Source organism: Pseudomonas sp. MWU349 (assembly GCF_017947325.1).
Classification (GTDB): domain Bacteria; phylum Pseudomonadota; class Gammaproteobacteria; order Pseudomonadales; family Pseudomonadaceae; genus Aquipseudomonas; species Aquipseudomonas protegens.
The window spans coordinates 65,408-87,506 of the sequence record NZ_JAFEVP010000002.1 but is presented as its reverse complement, the minus strand read 5'-3'; the positions used below and the strand labels follow the sequence as shown (position 1 = coordinate 87,506).

Annotated in this window: 19 protein-coding genes; 3 read left to right on the top strand and 16 right to left on the bottom strand. The window is 64.1% G+C overall.

Annotated features, from left to right (window positions below; all coding sequences use genetic code 11):
* Nucleotide 1: 1 nt before the first annotated feature.
* The 6 genes from KCG88_RS07520 to KCG88_RS07495 all read right to left on the bottom strand — a co-directional run bounded on the left by KCG88_RS07520 (nt 2) and on the right by KCG88_RS07495 (nt 8,232).
* Nucleotides 2-1,297: a cellulase family glycosylhydrolase gene (locus tag KCG88_RS07520; RefSeq protein ID WP_047288159.1), complete on the bottom strand. Its 1,296-nt coding sequence runs from the start codon at nt 1,295-1,297 to the stop codon at nt 2-4.
* Nucleotides 1,287-2,483, bottom strand: coding sequence for a glycosyltransferase (locus KCG88_RS07515; RefSeq protein ID WP_047288158.1), 1,197 nt, complete (start codon nt 2,481-2,483; stop codon nt 1,287-1,289). The genes KCG88_RS07520 and KCG88_RS07515 overlap by 11 nt, the downstream gene beginning before the upstream one ends.
* The gene (locus KCG88_RS07510) at nt 2,483-4,477 is read right to left on the bottom strand and encodes an LPS biosynthesis protein (protein ID WP_047337452.1); all 1,995 of its coding nucleotides are present in this window, start codon (nt 4,475-4,477) and stop codon (nt 2,483-2,485) included. Before KCG88_RS07510 ends, KCG88_RS07515 begins: the two co-directional genes overlap by 1 nt.
* A gap of 18 nt (nt 4,478-4,495) precedes the next feature.
* Complete coding sequence (locus KCG88_RS07505; protein WP_047288154.1) at nt 4,496-5,272, bottom strand: polysaccharide biosynthesis/export family protein; 777 nt, start codon at nt 5,270-5,272, stop codon at nt 4,496-4,498.
* A gap of 68 nt (nt 5,273-5,340) precedes the next feature.
* The gene (locus tag KCG88_RS07500; protein ID WP_210712169.1) at nt 5,341-6,798 is read right to left on the bottom strand and encodes a mannose-1-phosphate guanylyltransferase/mannose-6-phosphate isomerase; all 1,458 of its coding nucleotides are present in this window, start codon (nt 6,796-6,798) and stop codon (nt 5,341-5,343) included.
* A complete protein-coding gene (locus tag KCG88_RS07495) occupies nt 6,799-8,232 on the bottom strand; it encodes an undecaprenyl-phosphate glucose phosphotransferase (protein WP_047288150.1) in 1,434 nt (477 codons plus the stop codon).
* Between the two features lie 439 nt (nt 8,233-8,671).
* Here KCG88_RS07495 and yegS point away from each other — a divergent pair, with 439 nt between their 5' ends.
* Complete coding sequence (yegS, locus tag KCG88_RS07490) at nt 8,672-9,571, top strand: lipid kinase YegS (protein WP_047288148.1); 900 nt, start codon at nt 8,672-8,674, stop codon at nt 9,569-9,571.
* A gap of 1 nt (nt 9,572) precedes the next feature.
* Here the strand turns inward: yegS and KCG88_RS07485 are convergent, their stop codons facing one another.
* From KCG88_RS07485 to KCG88_RS07475, 3 genes are all read right to left on the bottom strand, one after another.
* Nucleotides 9,573-10,232: a response regulator transcription factor gene (locus tag KCG88_RS07485; protein ID WP_047288146.1), complete on the bottom strand. Its 660-nt coding sequence runs from the start codon at nt 10,230-10,232 to the stop codon at nt 9,573-9,575.
* Entirely contained in the window at nt 10,229-11,122 is an 894-nt protein-coding gene (locus tag KCG88_RS07480; protein WP_047288144.1) for a sensor histidine kinase, read from the bottom strand. Before KCG88_RS07480 ends, KCG88_RS07485 begins: the two co-directional genes overlap by 4 nt.
* A 537-nt stretch (nt 11,123-11,659) precedes the next feature.
* The gene (locus KCG88_RS07475) at nt 11,660-12,097 is read right to left on the bottom strand and encodes a hypothetical protein (RefSeq protein WP_047288142.1); all 438 of its coding nucleotides are present in this window, start codon (nt 12,095-12,097) and stop codon (nt 11,660-11,662) included.
* Between the two features lie 560 nt (nt 12,098-12,657).
* Here KCG88_RS07475 and KCG88_RS07470 point away from each other — a divergent pair.
* Together KCG88_RS07470 and KCG88_RS07465 are read left to right on the top strand one after the other, a co-directional pair.
* On the top strand, nt 12,658-13,593 hold the full coding sequence (locus tag KCG88_RS07470) for a chemotaxis protein CheV (RefSeq protein WP_011062478.1): 936 nt from the start codon (nt 12,658-12,660) through the stop codon (nt 13,591-13,593).
* Between the two features lie 81 nt (nt 13,594-13,674).
* Nucleotides 13,675-14,478, top strand: a complete 804-nt coding sequence (locus tag KCG88_RS07465) for an MOSC domain-containing protein (RefSeq protein ID WP_047337450.1) — start codon at nt 13,675-13,677, stop codon at nt 14,476-14,478.
* Nucleotides 14,479-14,554: 76 nt separating this feature from the next.
* Here KCG88_RS07465 and KCG88_RS07460 read toward each other — a convergent pair whose 3' ends face one another.
* The 7 genes from KCG88_RS07460 to KCG88_RS07430 form a co-directional block, all read right to left on the bottom strand.
* Nucleotides 14,555-14,839, bottom strand: coding sequence for a pyrimidine/purine nucleoside phosphorylase (locus KCG88_RS07460; protein WP_047288138.1), 285 nt, complete (start codon nt 14,837-14,839; stop codon nt 14,555-14,557).
* A 74-nt stretch (nt 14,840-14,913) separates the two neighbouring features.
* The gene (locus KCG88_RS07455; RefSeq protein ID WP_011062475.1) at nt 14,914-15,453 is read right to left on the bottom strand and encodes an exonuclease domain-containing protein; all 540 of its coding nucleotides are present in this window, start codon (nt 15,451-15,453) and stop codon (nt 14,914-14,916) included.
* 149 nt (nt 15,454-15,602) lie between these two features.
* Nucleotides 15,603-17,558 (bottom strand): acetyl/propionyl/methylcrotonyl-CoA carboxylase subunit alpha, encoded by a 1,956-nt coding sequence (locus tag KCG88_RS07450; protein ID WP_210712168.1) that lies wholly within the window; start codon nt 17,556-17,558, stop codon nt 15,603-15,605.
* Between the two features lie 57 nt (nt 17,559-17,615).
* Nucleotides 17,616-18,413 carry an enoyl-CoA hydratase-related protein gene (locus KCG88_RS07445; protein WP_210712167.1) on the bottom strand — a complete coding sequence of 266 codons (798 nt, stop codon included), beginning with the start codon at nt 18,411-18,413 and terminating at the stop codon, nt 17,616-17,618.
* Entirely contained in the window at nt 18,410-19,567 is a 1,158-nt protein-coding gene (atuD, locus tag KCG88_RS07440; RefSeq protein WP_047337448.1) for a citronellyl-CoA dehydrogenase, read from the bottom strand. Before atuD ends, KCG88_RS07445 begins: the two co-directional genes overlap by 4 nt.
* A 41-nt stretch (nt 19,568-19,608) precedes the next feature.
* Nucleotides 19,609-21,225: a geranyl-CoA carboxylase subunit beta gene (atuC, locus tag KCG88_RS07435; RefSeq protein WP_047337447.1), complete on the bottom strand. Its 1,617-nt coding sequence runs from the start codon at nt 21,223-21,225 to the stop codon at nt 19,609-19,611.
* 3 nt (nt 21,226-21,228) lie between these two features.
* On the bottom strand, nt 21,229-22,098 hold the full coding sequence (locus KCG88_RS07430) for an SDR family oxidoreductase (protein ID WP_047288131.1): 870 nt from the start codon (nt 22,096-22,098) through the stop codon (nt 21,229-21,231).
* Nucleotide 22,099: the final 1 nt, after the last annotated feature.

Genomic DNA, 22,099 nt, shown 5'->3' with positions numbered 1-22,099 from the left:
CTCACCACACCAACAGTTGAAGGCTGGTTTTCAACGGCACGCTCAGGCCCCCTTGCCCGCTCAGCTCGGTGCGGGTGCCGGTCAGCGGATCATGCAGCGTGGCCGCGTTGAGCCCGGGAACCTGCAGGCTGGCGCCGCTGGCGCTCCAGAACATCCAGACGTGGGAGCCGTCGGGCCGGGTCCAGGCAATGCTGTACAAGTCGCCCGGGGCGTTGCTCAGGCCGGGGGGATCAGCCGGGGCCAGGCTCGGCCCGGTGGTGTCGAGAAAATATTTGAGGGCGTTGTAGACCGGCTTGGGCTCGCCGGCCAGGTCCACCAGCCCGTAGGACTGGTCGCGGTTGCTGGCACGGCCGTCCAGGTCGCTGAGGTTGAACAGGAAGATCCGCTGGTAGTCCATGGCTGCCATCAGGGCCAGGCGGCGCAGGGTGTAGTCGGCCTGACCGTTGACGCCGATCATCGCCTGCATTTCCCGGGCTCCGCTGGTATAGCTCGACCAGCCCCATTCGGTGGCCCAGACCTGTTGCACGCCCTGGCTGTGCAGCGCGTTGTTGAGGAAGTTGCCACGTGAGAGGAAATCCTGGGCCGCGGCATCGTCGCCTTCCGGGAGTTCGGAATAGGGGTGGTAGGCGGCAATCAGGTTCTCCGTGCCCAGGCCCTGTTGCAGCAGGTCTTCGAGCATCAGCCCCGGGGTGCTGCGCATCTGGCTGTAGTAGGCCATGCCCGCGGTCGCTACAGGCTTGTCGGGAATCGCCGCGCGAATGGCGCTGGTGGTGGTCGTGAGCAACTGGTCGTAGGCGTCGGGGTCTTCCTTGGGCAGCCAGACGATGTTGGGTTCGTTCCACACCTGCCAGGTGTTCACCTGGGGATAACGCTGGGCGAGCATTTTCATGCGCTGGGCGAAGACGTTGAAGTCCTTGGGCGGGTACTGGTCGGAAGGGGGCGAGCCGCTGGGCACGTTGGCGGCGAAGGGCGCCGAACCCACCATGTAGGCCAGGACCCGGTACTGGCGGCCCTGCATGGCGTTCATCGCGGCGTCCAGGGTATCCAGTTGCAGGTCATTCTCGCTGGGTTCGATCATGGCCCAGTGAATGGCCAGGCGGACCCAGTTCAGGCCCAGGGCATCGAGCCGATCCATCTGCTTCTGGTAGATGCCGGGGGTGAAGTACTGGAACTGCGCGTTCACGCCGAGAAAATCCTTCCACACCACTGCGCGCGGCGCGCGCAGGGTGGTAGCCGCCAGGGCATTACAGGACAGGCAGGCGAGCACCAGCAGGGCAATCGCCGAGCTACGTCGCATAGGCATGTGCCGGGCCTCCACAGGCATCGCTGAACACCCGGGCAAAGCGCTCGGCGGTGTGGTTCCAGACCCGCCGGGAACCGATCACCGCGGCGTGCTCGGCCCAGCGCTCCACCCGTCCCGGGCTGGCGCACAAGTGGCTGAGTTCGGCGGCCAGGGCGGCGACGTTGCCCTGGGGAAAGATCACGCCGTTGTCCTGGGCCACCTCTTCGGCGAAGGAACGGGCGTCGGAGGTGATGGCGCCGCGGCCGCAGGCCACCGCCCAGGACAGGGCGCCGCTGGTCCCCCGCAGGGTACCCAGGAGCTTGAGCTTGCTCGACTCGCGGTAGGGCAGGACCATCACGTGGTGGGCCTGGATCACCTTGGGAATGTCCGTGGCCGGCAGGTCCAGTTGCCAGTCGATGCTGTCCTGCAGGTTCAGGCGCTGGATGTGCTGGCGCAACTGGTCGAGGTAGCTGCCGGCGCTGCCGAAGGCCATTTCCGGTTCACTGCCCCCGGCCAGGGTCAGGCGCATGCGCTCGCGCATTGCCGGTTGCTGGGCGAAGGCCATGGCCAGTGCATCCAGCAGATCCTCGATGCCCTTGCCGCGGTAGATGAAGCCGAAGTACAGCAGCCTCAACGGGTTCAGCGGCGGCAGCGGCCGGGCGGGGATGGCCAGGTTGCCGTGGGGGATCACCACCATTTGTTCCGCACGCAAACCCATGCGCTGGCGTAGGCAGGCACCGCCGGCGTGGGTCAGGGTGATCAGCCGGGTGAGGCTGCGGGCCAGTTGCTTTTCTTCGTGCAGGCACAAGGGGTCGGTCAGCACCGTGGCGATCTGTGGCAGCGGTGAGGGCAGCCGCGTGGCCAGGGACAGCGGCCAGGGCAGGCTGGCCCGGCGCCAGACCAGGCGTTCGGGGTCGTGCACCGTGGCGCTCAGCGGCAGGGTGGGAAAGCGCTCGCGCAATGCCTTGAGGGCATGAAACTCCGCCAGCCGGCCGCCGCCCAGCTCGGCGTGCACCAAGTCGATCCCCTGCCAGTCACTGTGCGCCACCCGCTCGATGGCGCGTTTGGGGTCGTTGCCCAGCCCGGCCAGGGGCGTGCTGACCTTCAGCCCCAGGCCTTCCAGGGCGGCGCGCAGGTGCGCGGCATAGTCGGCAATGCCATTCTGCTCGGGAGGCATGGGTGCCAGCAGGGCAATGTGCATCAGTGGGGGCTCCTGATCCGCGCCAGGAAGTTCAGCACGTTCTCCGGGATGCCGAAGCGCCGGCGGTTGATGATGATGCCGTCGACCCGCTTGAATGCGGTGGTAAGAATCGACAGGGCGTTTTGCAGCACCGGCACCGTGGTGGTTTCGGCTTCGACGATCAGGGCGATCAGGTCGGCCTCGCGCAGGCTGACGAAGGCTTCCTGGTTGGAGAAGAAGCCCGAGGCTTCCAGCAGGACGATTTCGCCGGGCACCGCGTTGGGGGCGCCATTGACCCGCACCACATGCCCGCGCTCCTGGAGCAGGTCGCGCAGGTGCGCGGTGACGAAGCTCACGCCTTCGCCGCGGCGTGCCGAGGTCAGGCCGATCACCAGCCCCTGCAGCGCTACCTGCTTGAGGGGCAGGATGCCGTACAGGCGGTAGAGGCTGGCGGTGAAGGCGCTGTTGCGTTGCGGCAGGTGGCTGTCGAGGTCCTGCAGGCTGGTCCAGACCTTGACCCCGAAGCGCTCCTCGATCTGGTCGCCGTCATGGATGCGCTGGTCCAGCAGATAGAAGAAGTACAGCGCCAGCAGGCCTACCGCCAGGCTCAGGGGAATGGCGGCGAGCAGCATGCTCAGGCTCTTGGGAAAGACCCGGCTGGGTTTGAAGGTGGCTTCTTCGATCACCGCGATGTTGCTGATCTGGCTCTGGTCCAGCTCGCGGTCGATGCGGGCTTTCTCGGTGCTGTCGCTGTACAGCGCGAAGCTTTTCTCCGCCGCGCTCAGTTCCCGTTGCAGGCGTGCCAGTTCAGGTTCCACGGCCAGCGCCTGGCGCCGCTCCTGTTCGAGCTTGAGCAATTGTGCTTCCTGTTGGGCGGCCTGGGTCTGCAGGCGGCTTAGGCTGGCCTGCTGGTCGGCGAAGCTGTTCTGCAGGCGGGTATAGACCGGGTTCGGGGCCAGGTTTTCGCTGCGTTGCACAGTGCCGCTTTCCGATTTGAGCAAGGCTTGCAGGTTGGCGATGGCCGCATCCATGGCACGTACGGGAGGAGCGCCTTCCTTGAAGGTGCGGAGCATTTCCTGACGCTCGATCTGCTTGGCGTTGATCCGCTGCTGCAGGTCCTGGCGGTCCGGGTTGAGGCTCATCTGGCGGCCGATGCTGATTTCTTTCTTCATGCTGTTGAGCTGCTTCTGGATGGTCTCCAGGCCGCTGCGGGTGGAGGCCACTGCTCGGGTGGTATTGAGGTGTTCGCCCTTGAGGTTGTTGAGGTTGCGCGAGATGTCGTTCAGGCGCTCCTCGATACTCACCGCCCCCAGTTGGTTGAGGTAGTCGGCGATCTGCTTCTTGTAGCCGAGGATGCGCTGGTTGGTGGCGCCACTTTCGGTTTCATAGAAGGCGTACAAGCTCTTGCGCCCGAGGGTTTGTGCGCGTTCCTGCTGGTACTGCTCGATCCAGCTCTTGACCACTGTCTGGGCCACTTTGGGGTCGTTCCAGGTAAAGCTCACCTCCATTACCGAGGAGCCGGCGGCGTGGGTCACGCTGAAGCTTTTCAACATGCGTTCGGTCAGGCGTTCCACCGGGGTCTGCTTCTCCACCAGGCCCACCAGTTGCAGGGCCCCGCGCAGCAGGTCGACGATGCCTTCCACCGCGCCCTTCACGGCGTTCTTGAGGGTGGCCAGGGCACCACTTGGCTGGGGCTGGCGGGACAGGTCGTCGAGGTACTTTTCCGCCACCTTGCGGGCAATGGGTTCGCCGCTGAGGATGCGCTCCTCATCGATGATCGGATCACGCTGGGCGCTGGGAATCACCACGGCCTGGCGATCGGCGATCTCGATCGGCAAGGTGCTGGTGTCGCGCCCCGGCTTGACCAGCAGCAGGGCGGTGGATTCGAAGCGATTGGGCAGCAGGAAGGCGCCCAGCAGGATGATGACGAAGGTCACCAGGACGGTGATCTTGACCTCGCGCTTGAAGATGAAGAACAACCGCAGCAAATCGCGAAAGGAACGGATATTGATCATATGGGCTGTCCTTGGCGATCAATTGGTGGATTGACGGTTGATTTCGTAGCTCGCCCCGATGCCGATCGACTTGGTGAACGGAATCAACTGGTTGAGGTACACGTCCACCCACTCGATGCCGTTGCCGACGCTGGACTTGGGCACGAACACCACATCGCCGCGTTGCAGCAGCACCGGGGCGGCGCCGGCGTTGCCGGCGATCATGAATTTGCGGTAGTCGAAGAAGTAGGTCTTGTAGCGGCCGTCCTCGCCCTCGCGCAGCAGGGCGATATTGCGGCTGTCGCCCACGCTCAACAGGCCCCCGGCGCCGACTATGGCCTGCTCCAGGGTGGTGGTCACCGTCACCGGCAGGGACGCCGGGTTGCGTACCGAGCCGCCGACGAACACGGTGTTGCCCGGCGCCTGGTTGATGTTCACGGTCAGTGCCGAGTCCTGGTAGATGTTCTTCAGCTTGTTTTCCAGGACCTGGGTCAGTTGCTGCGGGGTCAGCCCCGCGGCCTTGATCTGCCCGGCATAGGGGTAGGCGAAGGTGCCATCGTTGAGCACGGTGAACAGTGTCAGTTCGTAGATCGAGTTGGCGGTGAATGCCGAGATCGATGGCGCCTCACCGGTGTTGCGGACGATGCGCAGCGTGTCCCCCGGGCGGATCCGCTGGGGCGGCAACGGCTGGCCGGCCAGGGCATCGCCGGCCCGATGGGCGGCCTTCAGGTCCTGGCTGGGCGGCAGTTCCACCTTTGCCGGAATGGAGCAGGCGCAGAGCATGAGAACATTGGAAATCAGCAGGAGTCTTTTCATCGAGCGGTCTTCCTGGCGTGCATAGTCACAACTCCCTGTCGGGCCAGATTGCTGCTTGGAGCGTCAGTTCAGCTCTTGGCGGCTTCGGCGGGAGCCCGTCCGTAAATGTCGTTGAAGCGCACAATGTCGTCTTCGCCGAGGTACTCCCCGCTCTGCACTTCGATCATCACCAGGTCGATTACCCCGGGATTGACCAGGCGGTGAGTGCGGCCGGGCTTGATGAAGGTGGACTCGTTGGTATTGAGCAGGAATTCGTCCTCGCCATTGGTGACCAGGGCCATGCCGCTGACCACGATCCAGTGTTCGCTGCGGTGGTGGTGCATTTGCAGCGACAGGGAGGCATTGGGCTTGACCATGATGCGTTTGATCTTGAAGCGCGGCCCTTCCTCAAGCACGGTGTAGGTGCCCCAGGGACGGGTCACGGTGCGGTGCAGTTTGTAGGCGTCGTGGCCCAGGCGCTTGAGTTCCTGGGCGATCAGCTTGACGTCCTGGCTGCGGTTGCCGTCGGCCACCAGCAGGGCGTCCGGAGTGTCGATGATGATCAGGTTGTTCAGCCCGACCCCGCCCACCAGGCGCTTGCGCGAGTCGATATAGCAGTTGCTGACATCGTGCAGCACGGTCTCGCCGTTGCACTGGTTGCCATGTTCGTCCGCCGGGGTCAGCTCGCGCACCGCCTGCCAGGAGCCGATGTCGCTCCAGCCCAGCTGGCAGGGCACCACGGCGACTTTCTTCGAGCGCTCCATCACCGCGTAGTCGATGGAGATGTCCGGGGCCTGGGCGAAGCTGTCGCCGTCCAGCTCCACCTGCAGTTCGTGCTTGCCCTCCTTGCGGTGGCTCTGCTCCAGGCAGTGTTCGACGGCGCTGACCACCTCGGGCACGAATTCGCGCAGTTCCTGCAGGATCACGTCGGCACGCATGCAGAACATCCCGCCATTCCACAGGTGCAGGCCGCCGTCGACATAACGCTGGGCGGTGGCGGCATCGGGTTTCTCGACGAAGCGGCTGACCTGGAAGCTTTCCTTGTTCAGGCCCTGGCCTTTCTCGATATAGCCAAAGCCGGTCTCGGCGTGGGTGGGCACCAGGCCGAAGGTCACCAGCCAGCCTTGCTCGGCCAATTGCCGGGCGCTGTCCACGGCGTTGGCGAAAGCCTGCACATCGTTGATCAGGTGGTCGGCGGGCAGCACCAGCAGCTGTGCATCATCACCGTACAGGCGGCTCACGTGCAGGGCGGCGGCGGCAATGGCCGGTGCAGTGTTGCGCCCGAATGGCTCAAGGATGAAGTCCAGTTCGACCCGGGCCTTGTTCAGCAGGCGATAGTCGTCGAGGGTGCGAAAGAACACCTCACGGTTGGTCACGGTCAACAGGCGGCCGACGTCCTTGAGCGCGGTGGCGCGCACGAAGGTTTTCTGCAGCAGGCTTTCGCCGTCTGGCAGGCGCATGAAGGGTTTGGGCATCGCCTCGCGGGATACCGGCCACAGGCGGGTGCCGGCGCCGCCAGCAATGATGCAGGGAATGAGTGTGCTCATTCAGAAAGCCTCGCGGGTCATGATCACGGACGGAACAGTGCGGAAGAGGATGTACAGGTCGAACCAGACCGACCAGTTTTCGATGTATTCCAGGTCGAACTCGACACGTTTCTCGATTTTTTCCAGGGTATCGGTTTCGCCCCGATAGCCGTTGATTTGCGCCAGCCCGGTAATTCCCGGCTTGACCCGGTGGCGCGAGGTGTACTCCTTGACCGCCTCTTCGAAGAGAATGCCGGCGGCCTTGGTCGCGGTGGCATGGGGGCGCGGCCCGACCATGGACATGCTGCCGCCCAGCACATTGAACAGCTGGGGCAGCTCGTCGAGGCTGGTCTTGCGGATGAAGCGCCCGACCCGAGTGATGCGCGGGTCGCCTCGGGTGGTCTGCTTTTCGGCATGGGCGTCGGCCATGTGCTGGTGCATCGAGCGGAATTTGTAGACCTCGATCAGCCGGTTGTTGTAGCCGTAGCGCTTCTGCTTGAACAGCACCGGGCCGCTGGAATCCAGCTTGATCGCCAGCGCCACCAGCAGCATCACCGGCGACAGCAGCACCAGGGCGATGCTCGACAGCACCATGTCCTCCAGGCGCTTGAAGAACGGCGACCAGCCCCGCAACGGCACTTCGGAGGCGTTGAACATCGGCAGGTTGGCGACTTCGGTGATGCGGTTGTGGGCGTGCCGGAAGGCCACCATGTCGGGCACCAGCAGCACGTTCACCGGCAGCCTTCGCAACTCGCGGATCACATAGGCCATGCGGTTTTCCGCCGACCAGGGCAGCGCCACCAGGACCTGGGTGACCTTTTCCTCGCGGATCAGTCGTTCCAGGTCGCTGGAGTTGCCCAGCAGTGGCAGGTTGCACAGGGTCTTGGGCAGGCGACCGATGCGGTCGTCGATGAAACCGGTCACCCCGGAGCGAATGTCCTGATGCTGGGCCAGGTATTCGGCCAGGCGCTGGCCGTTTTCCGTGGCGCCGAGAATCACCGCGTTCTGCAGGAACACGCCGCGCTGCATCAACTGCTGGAACAGGGTCAGCAGCACCAGGCGCTCGATGCCGAACAGCACGAAGCTGCCAGCAAACCAGCCGAACAGCTCGGGGTTGCCGATGGTGTTGAACATCTGCATCGAGTGATGCATGAACAGCAGCACGCAAAAGGACGAGGCCCAGGCGAAGAGGGTCAGCTGGAAGCGCAACTGGTTGCTGAAGATGGATTCGGCGTACACCCCCAGGGCCTGGAAGATCAGCACGCTGATGAGGGCGAAGAACACCAGCAGGGTCAGGTCGCTTTTCAAGGCCTCCAGGCTGTTGTTGGACAGCAGGATCAGCAACAGCCCCGGAAGGATTGCCGTCAGCCCGTGAACCACGCGGATGCCGAACAGGAAGTACTCGACCATGCTGGGGCGAGTCAGTAACAGGCTGTCTACAGGTTGCAACCGCATAAGATCAATTCCCTCGACCCAAGGCACACCGGTTGACTGGAGCGATCGCGAGGAAGTTCGTAATGCTTGCGACTTCCCATCGTCTGGTCCCGACACCGAAAAAAGCCACGCCTCTTCATTGCCAGGCGTGGTCGGCATTCAAGTGGGGAAAACCGTGCCCTCTGCGTGTTCAGGTGGGGCCCCCGGCGCCGGTCAAGGTGATGACCTGCACTTCCTCATCTCAACGACTGGGGTCAGTAAAGCTCATGAAACAACGACTCGCTAATTGAAAACCGGACCGTTCAGGACGAATCCCTGTTTCCTTGCGGCTAAGCTGCCGGATTGTCGGTAGGGGCAGGGCCCGACTGCTTCCGGTAAAAAATAAATTCCGTCGACAGACTTTTTCTGCGGGCAGCAGGGTCAACATCCTTCATGGAATCCATAACCGGAGTCAGGGCTGATGAGTGAGCGCAAGGCATTGTTGATACTGCACGGCAAACAGGCCCTCAACGAGGAGGTGCGCGCGGCCGTGGAGGCCCGGCGTGCCGCCGGCTGGGACTTGCAGGTGCGCCTGACCTGGGAGGCGGGGGACGCCCAGCGCCTGGTGCAGGAGGCGCTGGCTGCCGGCCATACCCGGCTGATTGCCGGCGGTGGCGACGGCACCCTGCGGGACATTGCCCAAGCCCTGGCCAATGCCGACGCCCCGGCCAGCCTGGTGCTGTTGCCGCTGGGCACGGCCAACGACTTTGCCCGGGCGGCCGGCGTGCCGCTGACCCCGGCGGCGGCCCTGGACCTGCTGGATGTGCCGGCGCGGGCGATCGACCTGGGGGAGGTCGGTGGGCAGATGTTCCTCAACATGGCCACGGGCGGCTTTGGCAGCCAGGTCACCGCCAACACCTCGGAGGATTTGAAGAAGGTACTGGGGGGCGCGGCCTACCTGTTCACCGGTCTGTCACGTTTTGCCGAGCTGAGCGCGGCCTATGGCGAGTTGCAGGGGCCTGATTTCCATTGGCATGGCGAACTGCTGGCGCTGGGCATCGGCAACGGCCGTCAGGCGGGCGGCGGGCATGAATTGTGCCCGGGGGCCCTGGCCGATGACGGCCTGCTGGATATCAGCATCCTGCCGGCGCCCCAGGAACTGGTGGGCACGTTGAAGAACCTGCTGGCGGGTGGGTTGGGGATCGACAATCTGTTTGTCCGGGCTCGCCTGCCCTGGGTCGAGATCAAGGCGTCCCGAGGCCTGGACATCAACCTCGACGGCGAGCCGCTGCAGGGCGATACCTTGCGCTTCACCGCCCGCCCTGGCGCGTTGCAGGTGCATCTGCCCGAGGATTCGCCACTGCTGGGTGGCGCCCGCTGAGTCAGTCGTCGAGGCTGATGATGCGTTCGCGCACGGCGAACAGCACCAACCCGGCGACGTCGAAGATCTGCAGGCGCTTCATGATCTGCGAGCGGTGGGTTTCCACGGTCTTGATGCTCAGGCCCAGGCCCAGGGCAATCTCCCGGGTGGACTTGCCGCGCACGATCAGCCGCAGGATTTCCAGCTGGCGGGCCGTCAGGTTGTGGTTCTGCGCCGGTGGCGCAGGTTGCTTCTGAACCCGGGTCAGGGCCTGGTTGATTACCGTGTGGGCGATGGCCGGGCTCAGGTAGCGCTCATTGTTGCGCAGGGCCTGGAGGGCGTGTTCCAGTTCTGTGGCGGTGGTGTCCTTGAGCAGGTAGCCGTGGGCGCCGCATTCCAGGGCCTGCATGATCAGGGCCGGGTCGGTGTGCATTGAAAGGATCAGCACCTTGCTCTGCGGGTGGAGCGCCTTGAGCCGGCGCAGGGCGTCGAGGCCGCCGGTGTGTTTCATCGACAGGTCCAGCAGGATGATGTCCGGATGCAGCCTTTCGACCATTTCCAGCAGGAACGAGCCGTCATCTGCCTCACCGATCACCGCGTATCCGGGAATGTCCATGACCAGGGCACGCACGCCAGCCCTGATGAGCGAGTGGTCATCCACCAAGAGTAAATTACAGGTCAATGTAAAACCTTATTCGTGCTGGCCCGCTCCAGAGTGCGAGGGGCCCAGGGAAAGAGTGCTTCGATCTGGGTGCCTTGGTCGGGCTCGCTGGTGACCTTCAACAGGCCGCCCAGCTGACTGATTCGTTCCTGCATTCCAGCCATGCCGCGCTGGCCCTGGGCGCCCGGGTCGCTGGCCGGGGCGAAACCCTGGCCATCATCGCTGATGAACAGCGACAGGCCCTCGGGCAGTCGTTGCAGGCGTACCAGCAGGTTTTTCGCCTGGGCGTGGCGCAGGATGTTGGTCACGGCTTCCTGGGTGATGCGAAACGCTGCGACGGCCATTTCCTCGGGTATGCCCGCCAGGCGCTGGTGGCACTCCAGGCTCCAGTGCACCGAGGTGTTTTCCAGGGTCTTGAGCAGGTGGGCGCGCAAGCTGGCTTCCAGCCCGAGGCTGGCCAGTTGCCGCGGGTTGAGGATGGCGGAGACGTCCCGCACCTTGGTCAGGGTCTCTTCCAGGGTGGTGCCCAGCACCGCGCAATGTGCTTGCAGGTCGTCCGGCAGGCGGCGCTTGAGCCAGTCGGTCTGCAGCTTGGCCGCGGTCAGCAGTTGGCCGATGTCGTCATGCAGTTCACGGCTCAGACGGTGCCGTTCGTTTTCCTTGACTTTCAGCAGGCGCTCGGCAAGTTCCTGGGGCTGGAAGCGGATGGATTTGCGCGAATAACCGTATTGCATCCAGATGCAGGCCAGCGCCACCAGGTTGATGACCAGCAACCCCAGAGGCAGCGGCCGGCCCAACCAGTAGACCAGCACACTGGCCAGGGTCGAGCAGGAGCACAGCAACAGGCTGAGCCAGCGCAGGTGATCACGGGAAGGGGGCCAAGAGAAGAATGACTTGAGGCTGGCGTACATAGCGGATGGAGCCAATGGATGTTCGCTGCGAAGAGCCCGGTCAAGTATGGATGACGAGGCTTGTTTGGGAAACGGTGCTATTTGAATACCCGGTTTCAATCAACGCTGTCTGTTCGTGTTGTACAGGCTGAGTAGTAACTGCCGCCATAGCAATCAATGTGCCATTAACTGTGTCCGTTTATGCGCCGCATAATACCACCGAAGATACCGTCGGTCGCGTTTATACGCTCAACCATATAGGACTTCAGAGTCAGGAATTGGAGGGGCGCGTTACGTCAGTCCCAATGGTGCCACGCGCGGCCCAACACTGCGCAAAGTGTGCTGGGGAGCGGGTTTGCCCGCGTGCACAGTGCGTTGAACAGCAAGTCCCGGTGACCTTGCTAGTTGGTTTTATGGAGTGATTGATGTCGCTCTTGGGTATGAATTAATCATTAACGACCGGGTGCTTGACAGTTGGCCCGATATTTTATCGATGTTGCGCAGTAGGGCGGTGAATGGCGGGAGTTTTATCTGCTGCCTTGCCGGATAAATACAACTTCAGTGGCTGCAAGATGGATATGTGCAGTTACAGTTCTGTCCCACTTGCTCTGTCAGTTCGTCGATCAGCATGAGTTGCTCGCTGTCGTCCAGATTGAGCTGGCCATTGCGCGGGTCGATCAGTTCCAGTTGCCAGGCCATCAGCGTCAGGCAGCTCTTCAAGGCGTTGAGGATCGGATCGTTGAGGTCCAGGGGATGGGGGGTGCGCTTGAGCACGCCATGAATATGCAGGGAGAACTCGGCCAGCGGGCTGACGGCGTGGCGGGTCGCAACCTGGGCCAGGCTCTGCAGGCTGGCGAGCAGGCAGTTGATGGCTTCTTCATCGTTTCTGATCAGGTGCAGGTGGCTCAGGCAGTCTTCCGACCTGGCCAACAGTGCCTGGGCTTCAAGCAGGAACTCGGGCAGCGGTGTAGCGCACTCGTGGCCGTCCTTTAGCATGCTTATCTCCATGACTGCGTGTCCGATGGCTTGATAGGGCGTTGGCTGAACGGTTTGCAAGTTGGACGCGATAGGTGCAGCTGGATTGAAGTTATAGCTGAATGCTTGCCTGCGGTCGCAGCCTGCCGAGCGAGTCGAGTGGCCTCGAACCCGGTCCGTGCGCGCATGCCGGCCACAGCAAGGCGGCGCAAGCGCGCTGGGGCAGGATGAGCGAGGGTGGTGGGGCTTGAAAGGGGGCCAAGCCACCTTTCTGCGATCAAAAACAAAAGCCTGACTCCGTTCATGCAATGAGAATGGCGTCACATTAATGGCTATTGGATATCGCGAATATCAGGCTGGTCCTGATTGTTGATAGGGGAATCCCCTAGGCACGGGAACCTTGCGCCGAAATGGAGGTCTGGCCGGCGCCGAGGGGGTGCTGAATTGACCGAGCCAGTAAAGCATGATGTTAATGTGACATCAACGGCTTTATGTGGCAATTTGCATGCGGGTCAAGATACGGCAGACTCGGCCGATATCTGTCTTTAGTGAATTCATCAGAACAAGCCCAGGAGTCATTAATGGCCGGCATTCTCGACACGGTAGATCAACGCACGCAACTGGTGGGTGAGAATCGCCTGGAAATCCTCATGTTCCGCCTGGCCGGCCGGCAACTGTTCGCGATCAACGTGTTCAAGGTCCAGGAAGTGCTGCAACTGCCGAAGCTGACGCTGATGCCTCAGCGCCATCCTTTTGTCTGTGGGGTGGTCAATCTGCGCGGGCAGACCCTGCCGGTCATCGATCTTTCCCAAGCCATTGGCATGCGCCCGCTGGTTCCTGGCCCCAACAGCACCATCATCGTTACCGAATACAACCGTTCGGTGCAGGCGTTCCTGGTCGGTGGCGTGGACCGCATCGTCAACATGAACTGGGAAGCCATCATGCCGCCGCCCACCAGCGCCGGGCGCCAGCATTACCTGACCGCCATCAGCAAGGTCGATGACCAGTTGGTGGAAATCATCGACGTGGAAAAGGTCCTGGCGGAAATCGTGCCCTACAACGCCAAGGTTTCCCGGGACAAGCTGGAAGATCCAGTACTGGAGCGTGCCCGTGGCCGCGAAGTGCTGCTGGTGGATGACTCCAACGTGGCCCTCTCGCAATTGCGCGATACCCTCGGCCAGTTGGGGGTGAAGATGCATATCGCCAGTGATGGCCTCAAGGCCCTGAACATGCTCAAGGCCTGGGCCGATACCGACGTGGTGATGACCGACAAGCTGCTAATGGTGTTCACCGATGCGGAAATGCCGGAAATGGACGGTTACCGCCTGACTACCGAGATCCGCAACGATCCGCGTTTGCGCGGGCTCTATGTGGTGCTGCACACGTCCTTGTCCGGCAGCTTCAACGAATCGATGGTGAAGAAGGTCGGTTGCGACAACTTCCTCTCCAAGTTCCAGCCGGACAAACTGGTGGACGTGGTTCGTCAGCGGCTGATGCTGGACGAAGCCGACGCCTGACACGGGCCTTGCGCCGGCGCTCCTTTGTTTCGGCTAAATGCTGGTATAGGGTGAGCGTTTTTCCCCTGCAGGGAGCTGGACATGCGTCTTAGCGCGCTTTATCGATACCCGTTGAAATCCGCCAGGGGTGAAGCCCTGCAACAGATCGGCCTGGACAAGCTCGGGCTGCAAGGGGATCGCCGTTGGATGCTGGTGGATGAGGCCAGCGGGCGTTTCCTGACCCAGCGCGCCGTAGCGCGGATGAGCCAGTTGTCAGCCTTGTGGAATGACCAGGGCGGCCTGACCCTGAGCGCCCCAGGCCACTCCACCCTTGACGTAGCGCTGCCAGGTGCGGATGCGCCGTTGCGTGGGGTGACCATCTGGCAGGACACCTTGCGGGTTCCCGATGCGGGGGACGAAGCCGCGGCCTGGGTCAGCGAATTCATCGGCAAGCCCAGCCGCCTGGTGCAGGTGCCCGCGCAGCGGGCACGCAACACCGCCGCCGGTTATGGCAGGGACGATGATCAGGTGGCCTTCGCCGATGGTTTTCCCCTGCTGCTGATTGGCCAGGCGTCCCTGGATGACCTGGCCGCTCGCGTGGGCCGGCCCCTGGAGATGCTGCGGTTCCGACCGAACCTGGTGGTCGAGGGCAGTGCGGCCTATGCCGAGGACGGCTGGAAGCGCGTGCGTATCGGCGATGTCGAGTTCCGTGTGGTCAAGCCATGCTCGCGCTGCATTCTCACCACCATCGACCCGCAGACCGGCGAGCGCAGTGCCGACCGCGAACCGCTGGCCACCTTGCAGAAGTACCGGGCCCAGCCCGAGGGGGCGATGTTCGGCCAGAACCTGGTCAATGATGGCAACGGTCGCTTGCAGGTAGGGATGGCGGTGACGGTTCTCGAATAACCGGTGCCACCTTGAAAAATGCCCGTCTCCTGGGAGACGGGCATTTTTTATTCCGGGATAGAGCCGCGATGCTCGATCAGCCGCGGTATTCGCACAGGTAGGCGGTGTCCACCGCGACCTTGAGCTGGAACTTGCTGTTGGCCGGAACGTTGAACTGGCTACCGGCCGGGAAGGTTTCCCAGTCGGTGCTGTCTGGCAGGCGCACGGTCAGGGCACCGGAGACCACGTGCATGATTTCCCGTTGTGCGGTGCCGAACTCGTATTCGCCCGGGGCCATGACGCCAATGGTGGCTGGGCCTTCGGCCGTGCCGAAGGCAATCGACTTGACGGTGCCGTCGAAGTACTCGTTGACTTTAAACATGGGCGATTCCTCAAGAAAGGGTCAAAAAGGGCGGCCAGTATGCACAAGGCGTTCAGGGCCGTCACCTGCCGCCATCAAGGAAGAATCAGCGGTAATAAGCGTGCTGTATTGCGCGCATCTTCCAGGGCCCGATGCTGCTGGCCGGTGAACTGCATGCCGGCCAGTTGCAGGGCTGCATTGAGCCCCAGGGGCCGCTCCAGGCGCCGGGCCTTGGCGAAGCGCTGCTTGAGGTTCATGTGCGGCACCTCATTGAGCAGGCTGTGCAGCTGTTGGTTGTGCCATTCCAGCTGCAATTGCTTGCGGTCGTAGTCGCCCCAGCTGGCCCAGCCTTCCAGGCGCGGCTGATGCTGGCCGAGCCAGCGCTCGAACAGGCCCCAGACCTCGCTCAGGGGCGCGGCGCTGTCGATATTGGCCTGGGTGATGTGGGTCAGTTCGCGGCAGAACGGCGTCAGCATGGGGCGCCGCAAGGGGCGGACGAAACGCTGGAAGTGGTCCTGTTCCCGGCCCTGGCGGTTGACCAGGGTGGCGCCGATCTCAATGATTTCCATCTCGCTCACCGGCCAGCCCCCTTCATCCGTCGTGGCTTCCAGATCTATTACCAGCCAGTGGGGCATCACGAATTCCAGCCTTGAAACATCCTGAAGAGGCTTGAGCGTAGCCAAAGCCGAGGCATCCGCCTAGGGGGAGGGCTGCTTGAGCGCATCGAGGGGGCATCGTCCCGACCGATGCCCCGTCTGCCTGGATCTGCTGGAAGGTGCCCGGGCTACTCCACCTCCACCAGTACCTGGCGGTTTTTCACCTGGTCCCCGAGGTGGACCTGGACCCGGGTGATCACCCCGTCGATCCCGGCCTTGAGCGGGTGCTCCATCTTCATCGCCTCCAGCACCAGCAGCAATTGGCCCTTGCTCACGTGCATGCCTTCACTGACCAGTACATCGACGATCGCCCCGTCCATGGGCGCCTTGAGCGTGCCGCTGGAGGCAGTGTTCTGGCCCTGGGCCGGGGCATGGGTGCGATCCACCAGGTGCAGGCTGCCCTTGGCGTTGCTCAGCCACAGCTCCCCGCCCTCCAGCCGATAGGCGCACGGGCGGCGGATGCCGTTGATCTCCAGGCTGGCCCGCCGGCCATCGGCGCTGCGCACCTTGAGCTCCAGCAGCCCATCGCCCTGGCGCACCTGGACAGCGCCCGAGGGCAGCGCGTGCAGGTGCAGCGACCATTGCCGGTCCTGCACCCCGAGCCGGTAGTCCAGGGGAACCCCGGCATTGTTGCTCCAGGCATTGAGCGCCGGGCCATGGGCGCTGGCGCTGTGGTGGTGGAACAGCGCAGCGGCGATGGCCAGCTCCTCGGCAGTGGGCTCCTGGGGTTGCAGGCTCGGGTCTTGGGCAAAATGCTCGGCAATGAAGGCGGTGCTGAAGTGGCCGCTGGCGAACACCGGGTGGCGCAGCAGGTTGGCCAGCAGCCGGCGGTTGCTCTCCAGCCCCAGCAGCACGCAATCCTCGACGCCGCGCAGCAGCTTGCGCCGCGCCTCTTCGCGGGTAGCGCCGTGGGCGATCAGCTTGCCCAGCATCGGGTCGTAGAAGGGGCTGATCCATTGACCTTCCTGCAAGCCATGGTCGGTGCGGATCCCCGGCGCCGGCTCCCAGCGCAGGATCTGGCCGGTCTGCGGCAGGAAGTTCTGTGCCGGGTCCTCGGCATACAGCCGCACTTCAATGGCGTGGCCGTCGAGGCGCACCTGTTCCTGGCCCAGGGGCAGTGGCTCGCCGGCCGCCACTTGCAGTTGCAGCGCTACCAGGTCCAGGCCCGTTACCAGTTCGGTAACCGGGTGCTCCACCTGCAGCCGGGTATTCATTTCCAGGAAATAGAACTGCCCGCTCGCATCCAGAAGGAACTCCACGGTACCGGCGCCCACGTAGTTCACCGCCCGCCCGGCCTTGATCGCTGCTTCGCCCATGGCCTGGCGCAGCTCTGGGGTCATGACCGGGCAGGGCGCCTCTTCGATGACCTTCTGATGGCGGCGCTGGATCGAGCAATCGCGCTCACCCAGGTAGATCAACTGGCCATGCTGGTCGCCGAACAACTGCACCTCCACGTGCCGCGGCTCGATCAGCGCCTGCTCCAGGATCAGTTCGTCGCTGCCGAAGGCGTGCAGGGCTTCGGAGCGGGCCGTGCGGATCTGCTCCAGCAACTGCCCGGCCTGGTGTACCAGGCGCATGCCACGCCCGCCACCGCCGGCGCTGGCCTTGATCATCAGCGGATAGCCGATGCGCTGGGCTTCGCGCTGCAAGGTGGCGTCGTCCTGTTCCGCCCCCTGATAGCCCTGGATGCACGGCACGCCGGCTTCGAGCATGGCGATCTTCGAGCGACGCTTGCTGCCCATCAGCTCGATGGCGGCAGCGCTGGGGCCGATGAACACCAGGCCGGCGCTTTCACAGGCGGCGGCGAACTCGGCATTTTCCGAAAGAAAGCCGTAGCCCGGGTGAATGGCGTCGGCACCGGTGCGCCGTGCCGCTTCCAGCAGCGCGGCGCCGTCGAGGTAGGACTGCTGCACCGCGGACGGGCCGATATGCACCGCTTCGTCAGCCAGTTGCACATGCAGGGCCTCGGCATCGGCATCGCTGAACACGGCCACGGTGCGATAGCCCAGGGCCTGGGCGGTACGCTGGATGCGGCAGGCGATTTCGCCACGGTTGGCGATCAGGATCTTGTTGAAATTGGGCATACAGGCTCCCGGGAATCGGTGGGGGGCGTTCGCCGGCAAGCCGGCTCCTACAAGGGCTCAGTTGGCCCAGGCCGGTTTGCGTTTCTGCACGAAGGCCAGGGTGCCCTCGACCCCTTCCTCACCCAGGACTGCATTGGCGAAGTCGTTGGCGGCCTGGTCCAGCAATGGCCCCTGCGGTTGGTCGACACTCGCCAGGAGCAAGGCCTTGGTCGCCGCGTTGGCCCCCGGGGCGCAGCGCAGCACCAGGGAAAGCTGCTGCTCCAGGCGTTCCTGCAGGGCGTTGGCATCGTTCTCGACAAAGTGCACCAGGCCCAGGCGCTGGGCTTGGGCGCCATCGAAACGGCCGGCGGTCAGGGCCAGGCGCCGGGCCTGGGCCAGGCCGATGCGCTGCACCACGAACGGGGCAATTTGCGCGGGCAGCAGGCCCAGGCTGGTTTCCGGCATGCCGAACTGGGCCGAGTGCTCGGCGATGGCGATGTCGCTGACACAGGCCAGGCCGAATCCGCCCCCCAGCACCGCGCCCTGCAGCACGCACACCAGCACCTGGGGCAGGTGCTGCGCTTCTTCCAGCAGGGCGCCGAAGGCCCGGTTCAGTTCACGGTAGGCGGCGCTGCCGTGGGCCCGGGCGCCGGCCATGTCCTTGAGATCGCCACCGGCACAGAAGTGCTCGCCGGTGCCGCGCAGCACCAGGGCACGGATGCTGCGCCGGTCGCGGACCGCGGCCATCACCGTGCGCAGTTCGGCGACCATCTGCAGGCTCATGGCATTGCGGCTTTGCGGGCGATTGAGGCTGATGAACAGCACGCCGTTGCGCGGCTCCAGCAACAGGGTCTGGCAGGTTGGGAGCGGGTTCATTTCTTTTTCCCCGGCAGGATGCCCATGAGCTTGCAGATGATCCCCAGCATGATCTCGTCGGCACCGCCGCCGATGGACACCAGGCGCACATCGCGATAGGCCCGGGCCACCGGGTTGTCCCACATGAAGCCCATGCCGCCCCAGTATTGCAGGCAGCTGTCGCTGACCTCGCGGCCCAGGCGCCCGGCCTTGAGCTTGGCCATCGAAGCCAGCCGGGTCACGTCCTGGCCGCGTACATACTGCTCGGTGGCCTGGTAGACCAGGGCCCGCAGGCACTCGATCTCGGTGGACAGCTCGGCCAGGCGGAAATGGATCACCTGGTTGTCGATCAGCGGGCTGCCGAAGGTCTTGCGCTCCTTGCAGTACTCGATGGTGCTGTCCACGCAGTATTCCAGGCCCTTGATCATGTTCGCCGCGCCGAACAGCCGTTCCTCCTGGAACTGCAGCATCTGCATCATGAAACCGGCGCCTTCGTGGCCGATGCGGTTGCGTTGAGGCACCCGTACATTGTCGAAGAACACCTGGGCGGTTTCCGAGCTGCGCATGCCGAGCTTGTCCAGGTGCGAGCTGAGGCTGATGCCCGGGGTGTTCATCGGCACCATGATCAGCGACTTGTTGACGTGGGGCTTGTCGTCCGAAGTGTTGGCCAGCAGGCAGATGAAGTCGGCGCTGGGGGAGTTGGTGATCCACATCTTGCTGCCGTTGATCACGTAGTCGTCGCCGTCCTTGCGGGCGTGGGTCTTGAGCCCGGCCACATCGGAACCGGCGCCGACTTCGGAGACGCCGATGCAGCCGACCTGCTCGCCCGTGATGGCCGGCCGCAGAAACTCGTCGCGCAGTTCATCGGAGCCGAAGCGCGCCAGGGCCGGGGTGCACATGTCGGTCTGCACGCCGATGGACATGGGAATGCCACCGCAATGGATGGTGCCGAACTCCTCGGCGGCGACGATGGAGTAGCTGTAGTCCAGGCCCATGCCGCCGAATTTTTCCGGCTTGGAGATGCCCAGCAGCCCCAGTTCACCGGCCTTGCGGAAAATCTCGTGGATGGGAAAGCGCCCGGCCTTTTCCCATTCATCGACGTGGGGGTTGATCTCGCGGTCTACAAATTGGCGCACCGTGCGCCGCAGTTCTTCGTGTTCCTGGGTGAAGATCATTGTTGTTCTCCTCAAGTGGGGTCAGACCGCGAAATGTCCTATCAAAACCGCGCCACGCCAAAGCTGTTGGGCGCCAGCTCGCGCACCTGCGCCTCATGGCAGATGTCCAGCAGGTAGCCCAGCAGAGTGCGGGTATCGCGCGGGTCGATCAGCCCGTCGTCCCACAGGTTGGCGCTGGCGTAGAGCGCCGTGGACTGGCTGTCGAGCTTCTGCGCGGTGACCTGTTCCAGCATGTCGAGCATCTTCGGGTCGGCCTCCTGGCCGTTCTTCGCATGCTTGGCCTCGGTGACGATGCGCAGCACCTTGCCGGCCTGGGCGCCGCCCATCACCGCGGTGCGGCTGTTGGGCCAGGCGAAGATGAAGCGTGGGTCCAGGCCGCGGCCGCACATCGCATAGTTGCCGGCGCCGTAGGAGCCACCGACCACGATGGTCAGCTTCGGCACTCGGGCATTGGCCACCGCCTGGATCATCTTCGCCCCGTGCTTGATCACCCCCTGCTGCTCGGATTCGGTGCCCACCATGAAGCCGGTGGTGTTGTGGAAGAACAGCAGCGGGGTCTGGCTCTGGTCACAGAGCTGGATGAATTGCGCGGCCTTGCTCGCGCCCTGGGGCGTGATCGGGCCGTTGTTGCCGATAAAGCCGCAGGGCCGGCCCTGGATCTGCAAGTGGCCGCAGAGGGTCTGGGCGTCGAACTCGCCCTTGAACTCCAGGAACTGCGAGCCGTCGGCCAGGCGGGCGATGATTTCCCGGGCGTCGTAGGGCTTTTTGGGGTCGTCGGGAATCAGCCCGAGCAACTCGTCGATGGGGTACAGCGGCTCGTTCCAGGTCCTGGCGGGCTGCACGGGCAGTCGGGCGTTCCACGGCAACAGGCTGACGATCTCGCGGACGATGCGGATGCCGTCGGCATCGTTTTGCGCCAGGTATTCGGCGGTGCCGGCCACCTGGGCGTGCATCTCGGCGCCCCCCAGTTCTTCATCGGTGGCCACTTCACCGGTGGCGGCCTTGAGCAGCGGCGGGCCGGCGAGAAACAGCTTGGCCTCGCCACGCACCACCACCACGTAGTCCGAGAGCCCGGGCTGGTAGGCGCCGCCGGCGGTGGCCGAGCCGTGGACCACGGTGATCTGCGGCAGGCCCATGGCCGACATCCGCGCCTGATTGGCGAAGCTGCGTGCACCTTCGACGAAGACTTCCGCGGCGTAGTTGAGGTTGGCGCCACCGCTTTGTGCCAGGGTCACCACCGGCAGTTTGTTCTCCATGGCGATCTGTTGCAGGCGCAGGGATTTCTTCAGGCCGCTGGGGGAGATGGTCCCGCCCTTGATCGCGCAGTTGTTGGCCACCACCAGCATGCGCACGCCGCACACATAGCCGATGCCTGCAATCAGGCCGCCACCGGCCTGGGTACCGTCCTTGTCGTCGTGCAGCTTGTAGCCGGCCAGGCTGGCCAGCTCAAGAAACGGCGCCCCCGGGTCCAGCAGCAGGTTGAGGCGTTCGCGGGGCAGCAGTTGGCCGCGCTGGTCGAACTTGGCCTTGGCTTCGGCGGCCTTGGCCAGCAGGTTCTGCTGCAGTTCCTGCAACTGTTGCAGGCCCGCCAGCATGGCTGCGCGGTTTTGCGCGAACTGCGGGCCATGGGGGTCGAGTTGGGACTGGATCACCGGCATGGCTTATTCCTCGCCCTTGAGTACGTCGGGCAGGTAGGCGCGATGGAAACCGTTGTAGGACTCGCTGTTGCGCGCCTTGCTCAATGGCCAGGCCCGGCTGCCGAGGCTGGCCGCGCCATCAATGCGCAGGGTGCTGCCGCTGATAAAGGCCGCGCCGGGGCTGAGCAGAAAGACAATGGCCGCGCTGACTTCCGATTCCGTGCCTATGCGCTTGAGCGGTACGTGCTCGCGCAGGGTGGGGATCACCGCCTTGAACGCGCCTTCATAAGTGTCCATGCCGCTGGAGGCGATCCAGCCCGGCGCCACCGCGTTGACCCGCACCCCGGCATGCCCCCATTCGTAGGCGGCGGTCTTGGTGAAATTGTCCATCCCCGAGCGCGCCGCGCCGGAGTGGCCCATGCCGGGCATGCCGCCCCACATGTCGGCGAGCATGTTGACGATGCTGCCGCCGTGGCGGCTCATGGACTGGTTGAACACTTCCCGGGCCATGAGGAAGCCGCCCACCAGATTGGTGCGCAGCACGGTTTCGAACCCCTTCTGGTTGATCGAGGCCAGGGGCGCCGGGTACTGGCCGCCGGCATTGTTCACCAGGCCATGGATCGGGCCAAAGCGCTCCATCAGCCGGGCCACCAGGGCCTTGACCGCTTCCTCGTCGCGGATGTCGCAGGCCTGCCAGTCGGCCTTGCCGCCGTCCTCGGCAATTTCGCCGGCGACCTTCTGCAGTTTTTCCGCCTTGCGCCCCACCAGCAGCACCTGGGCCCCCAGGGCCGCCAGTTCGTGGGCAGTGCAGCGGCCGATCCCGCTGCCGCCGCCGGTGACGATGATGGTCTGGCCGGCGAACAATTGCGCTTTGAAAATCGAGTCGTACACCACG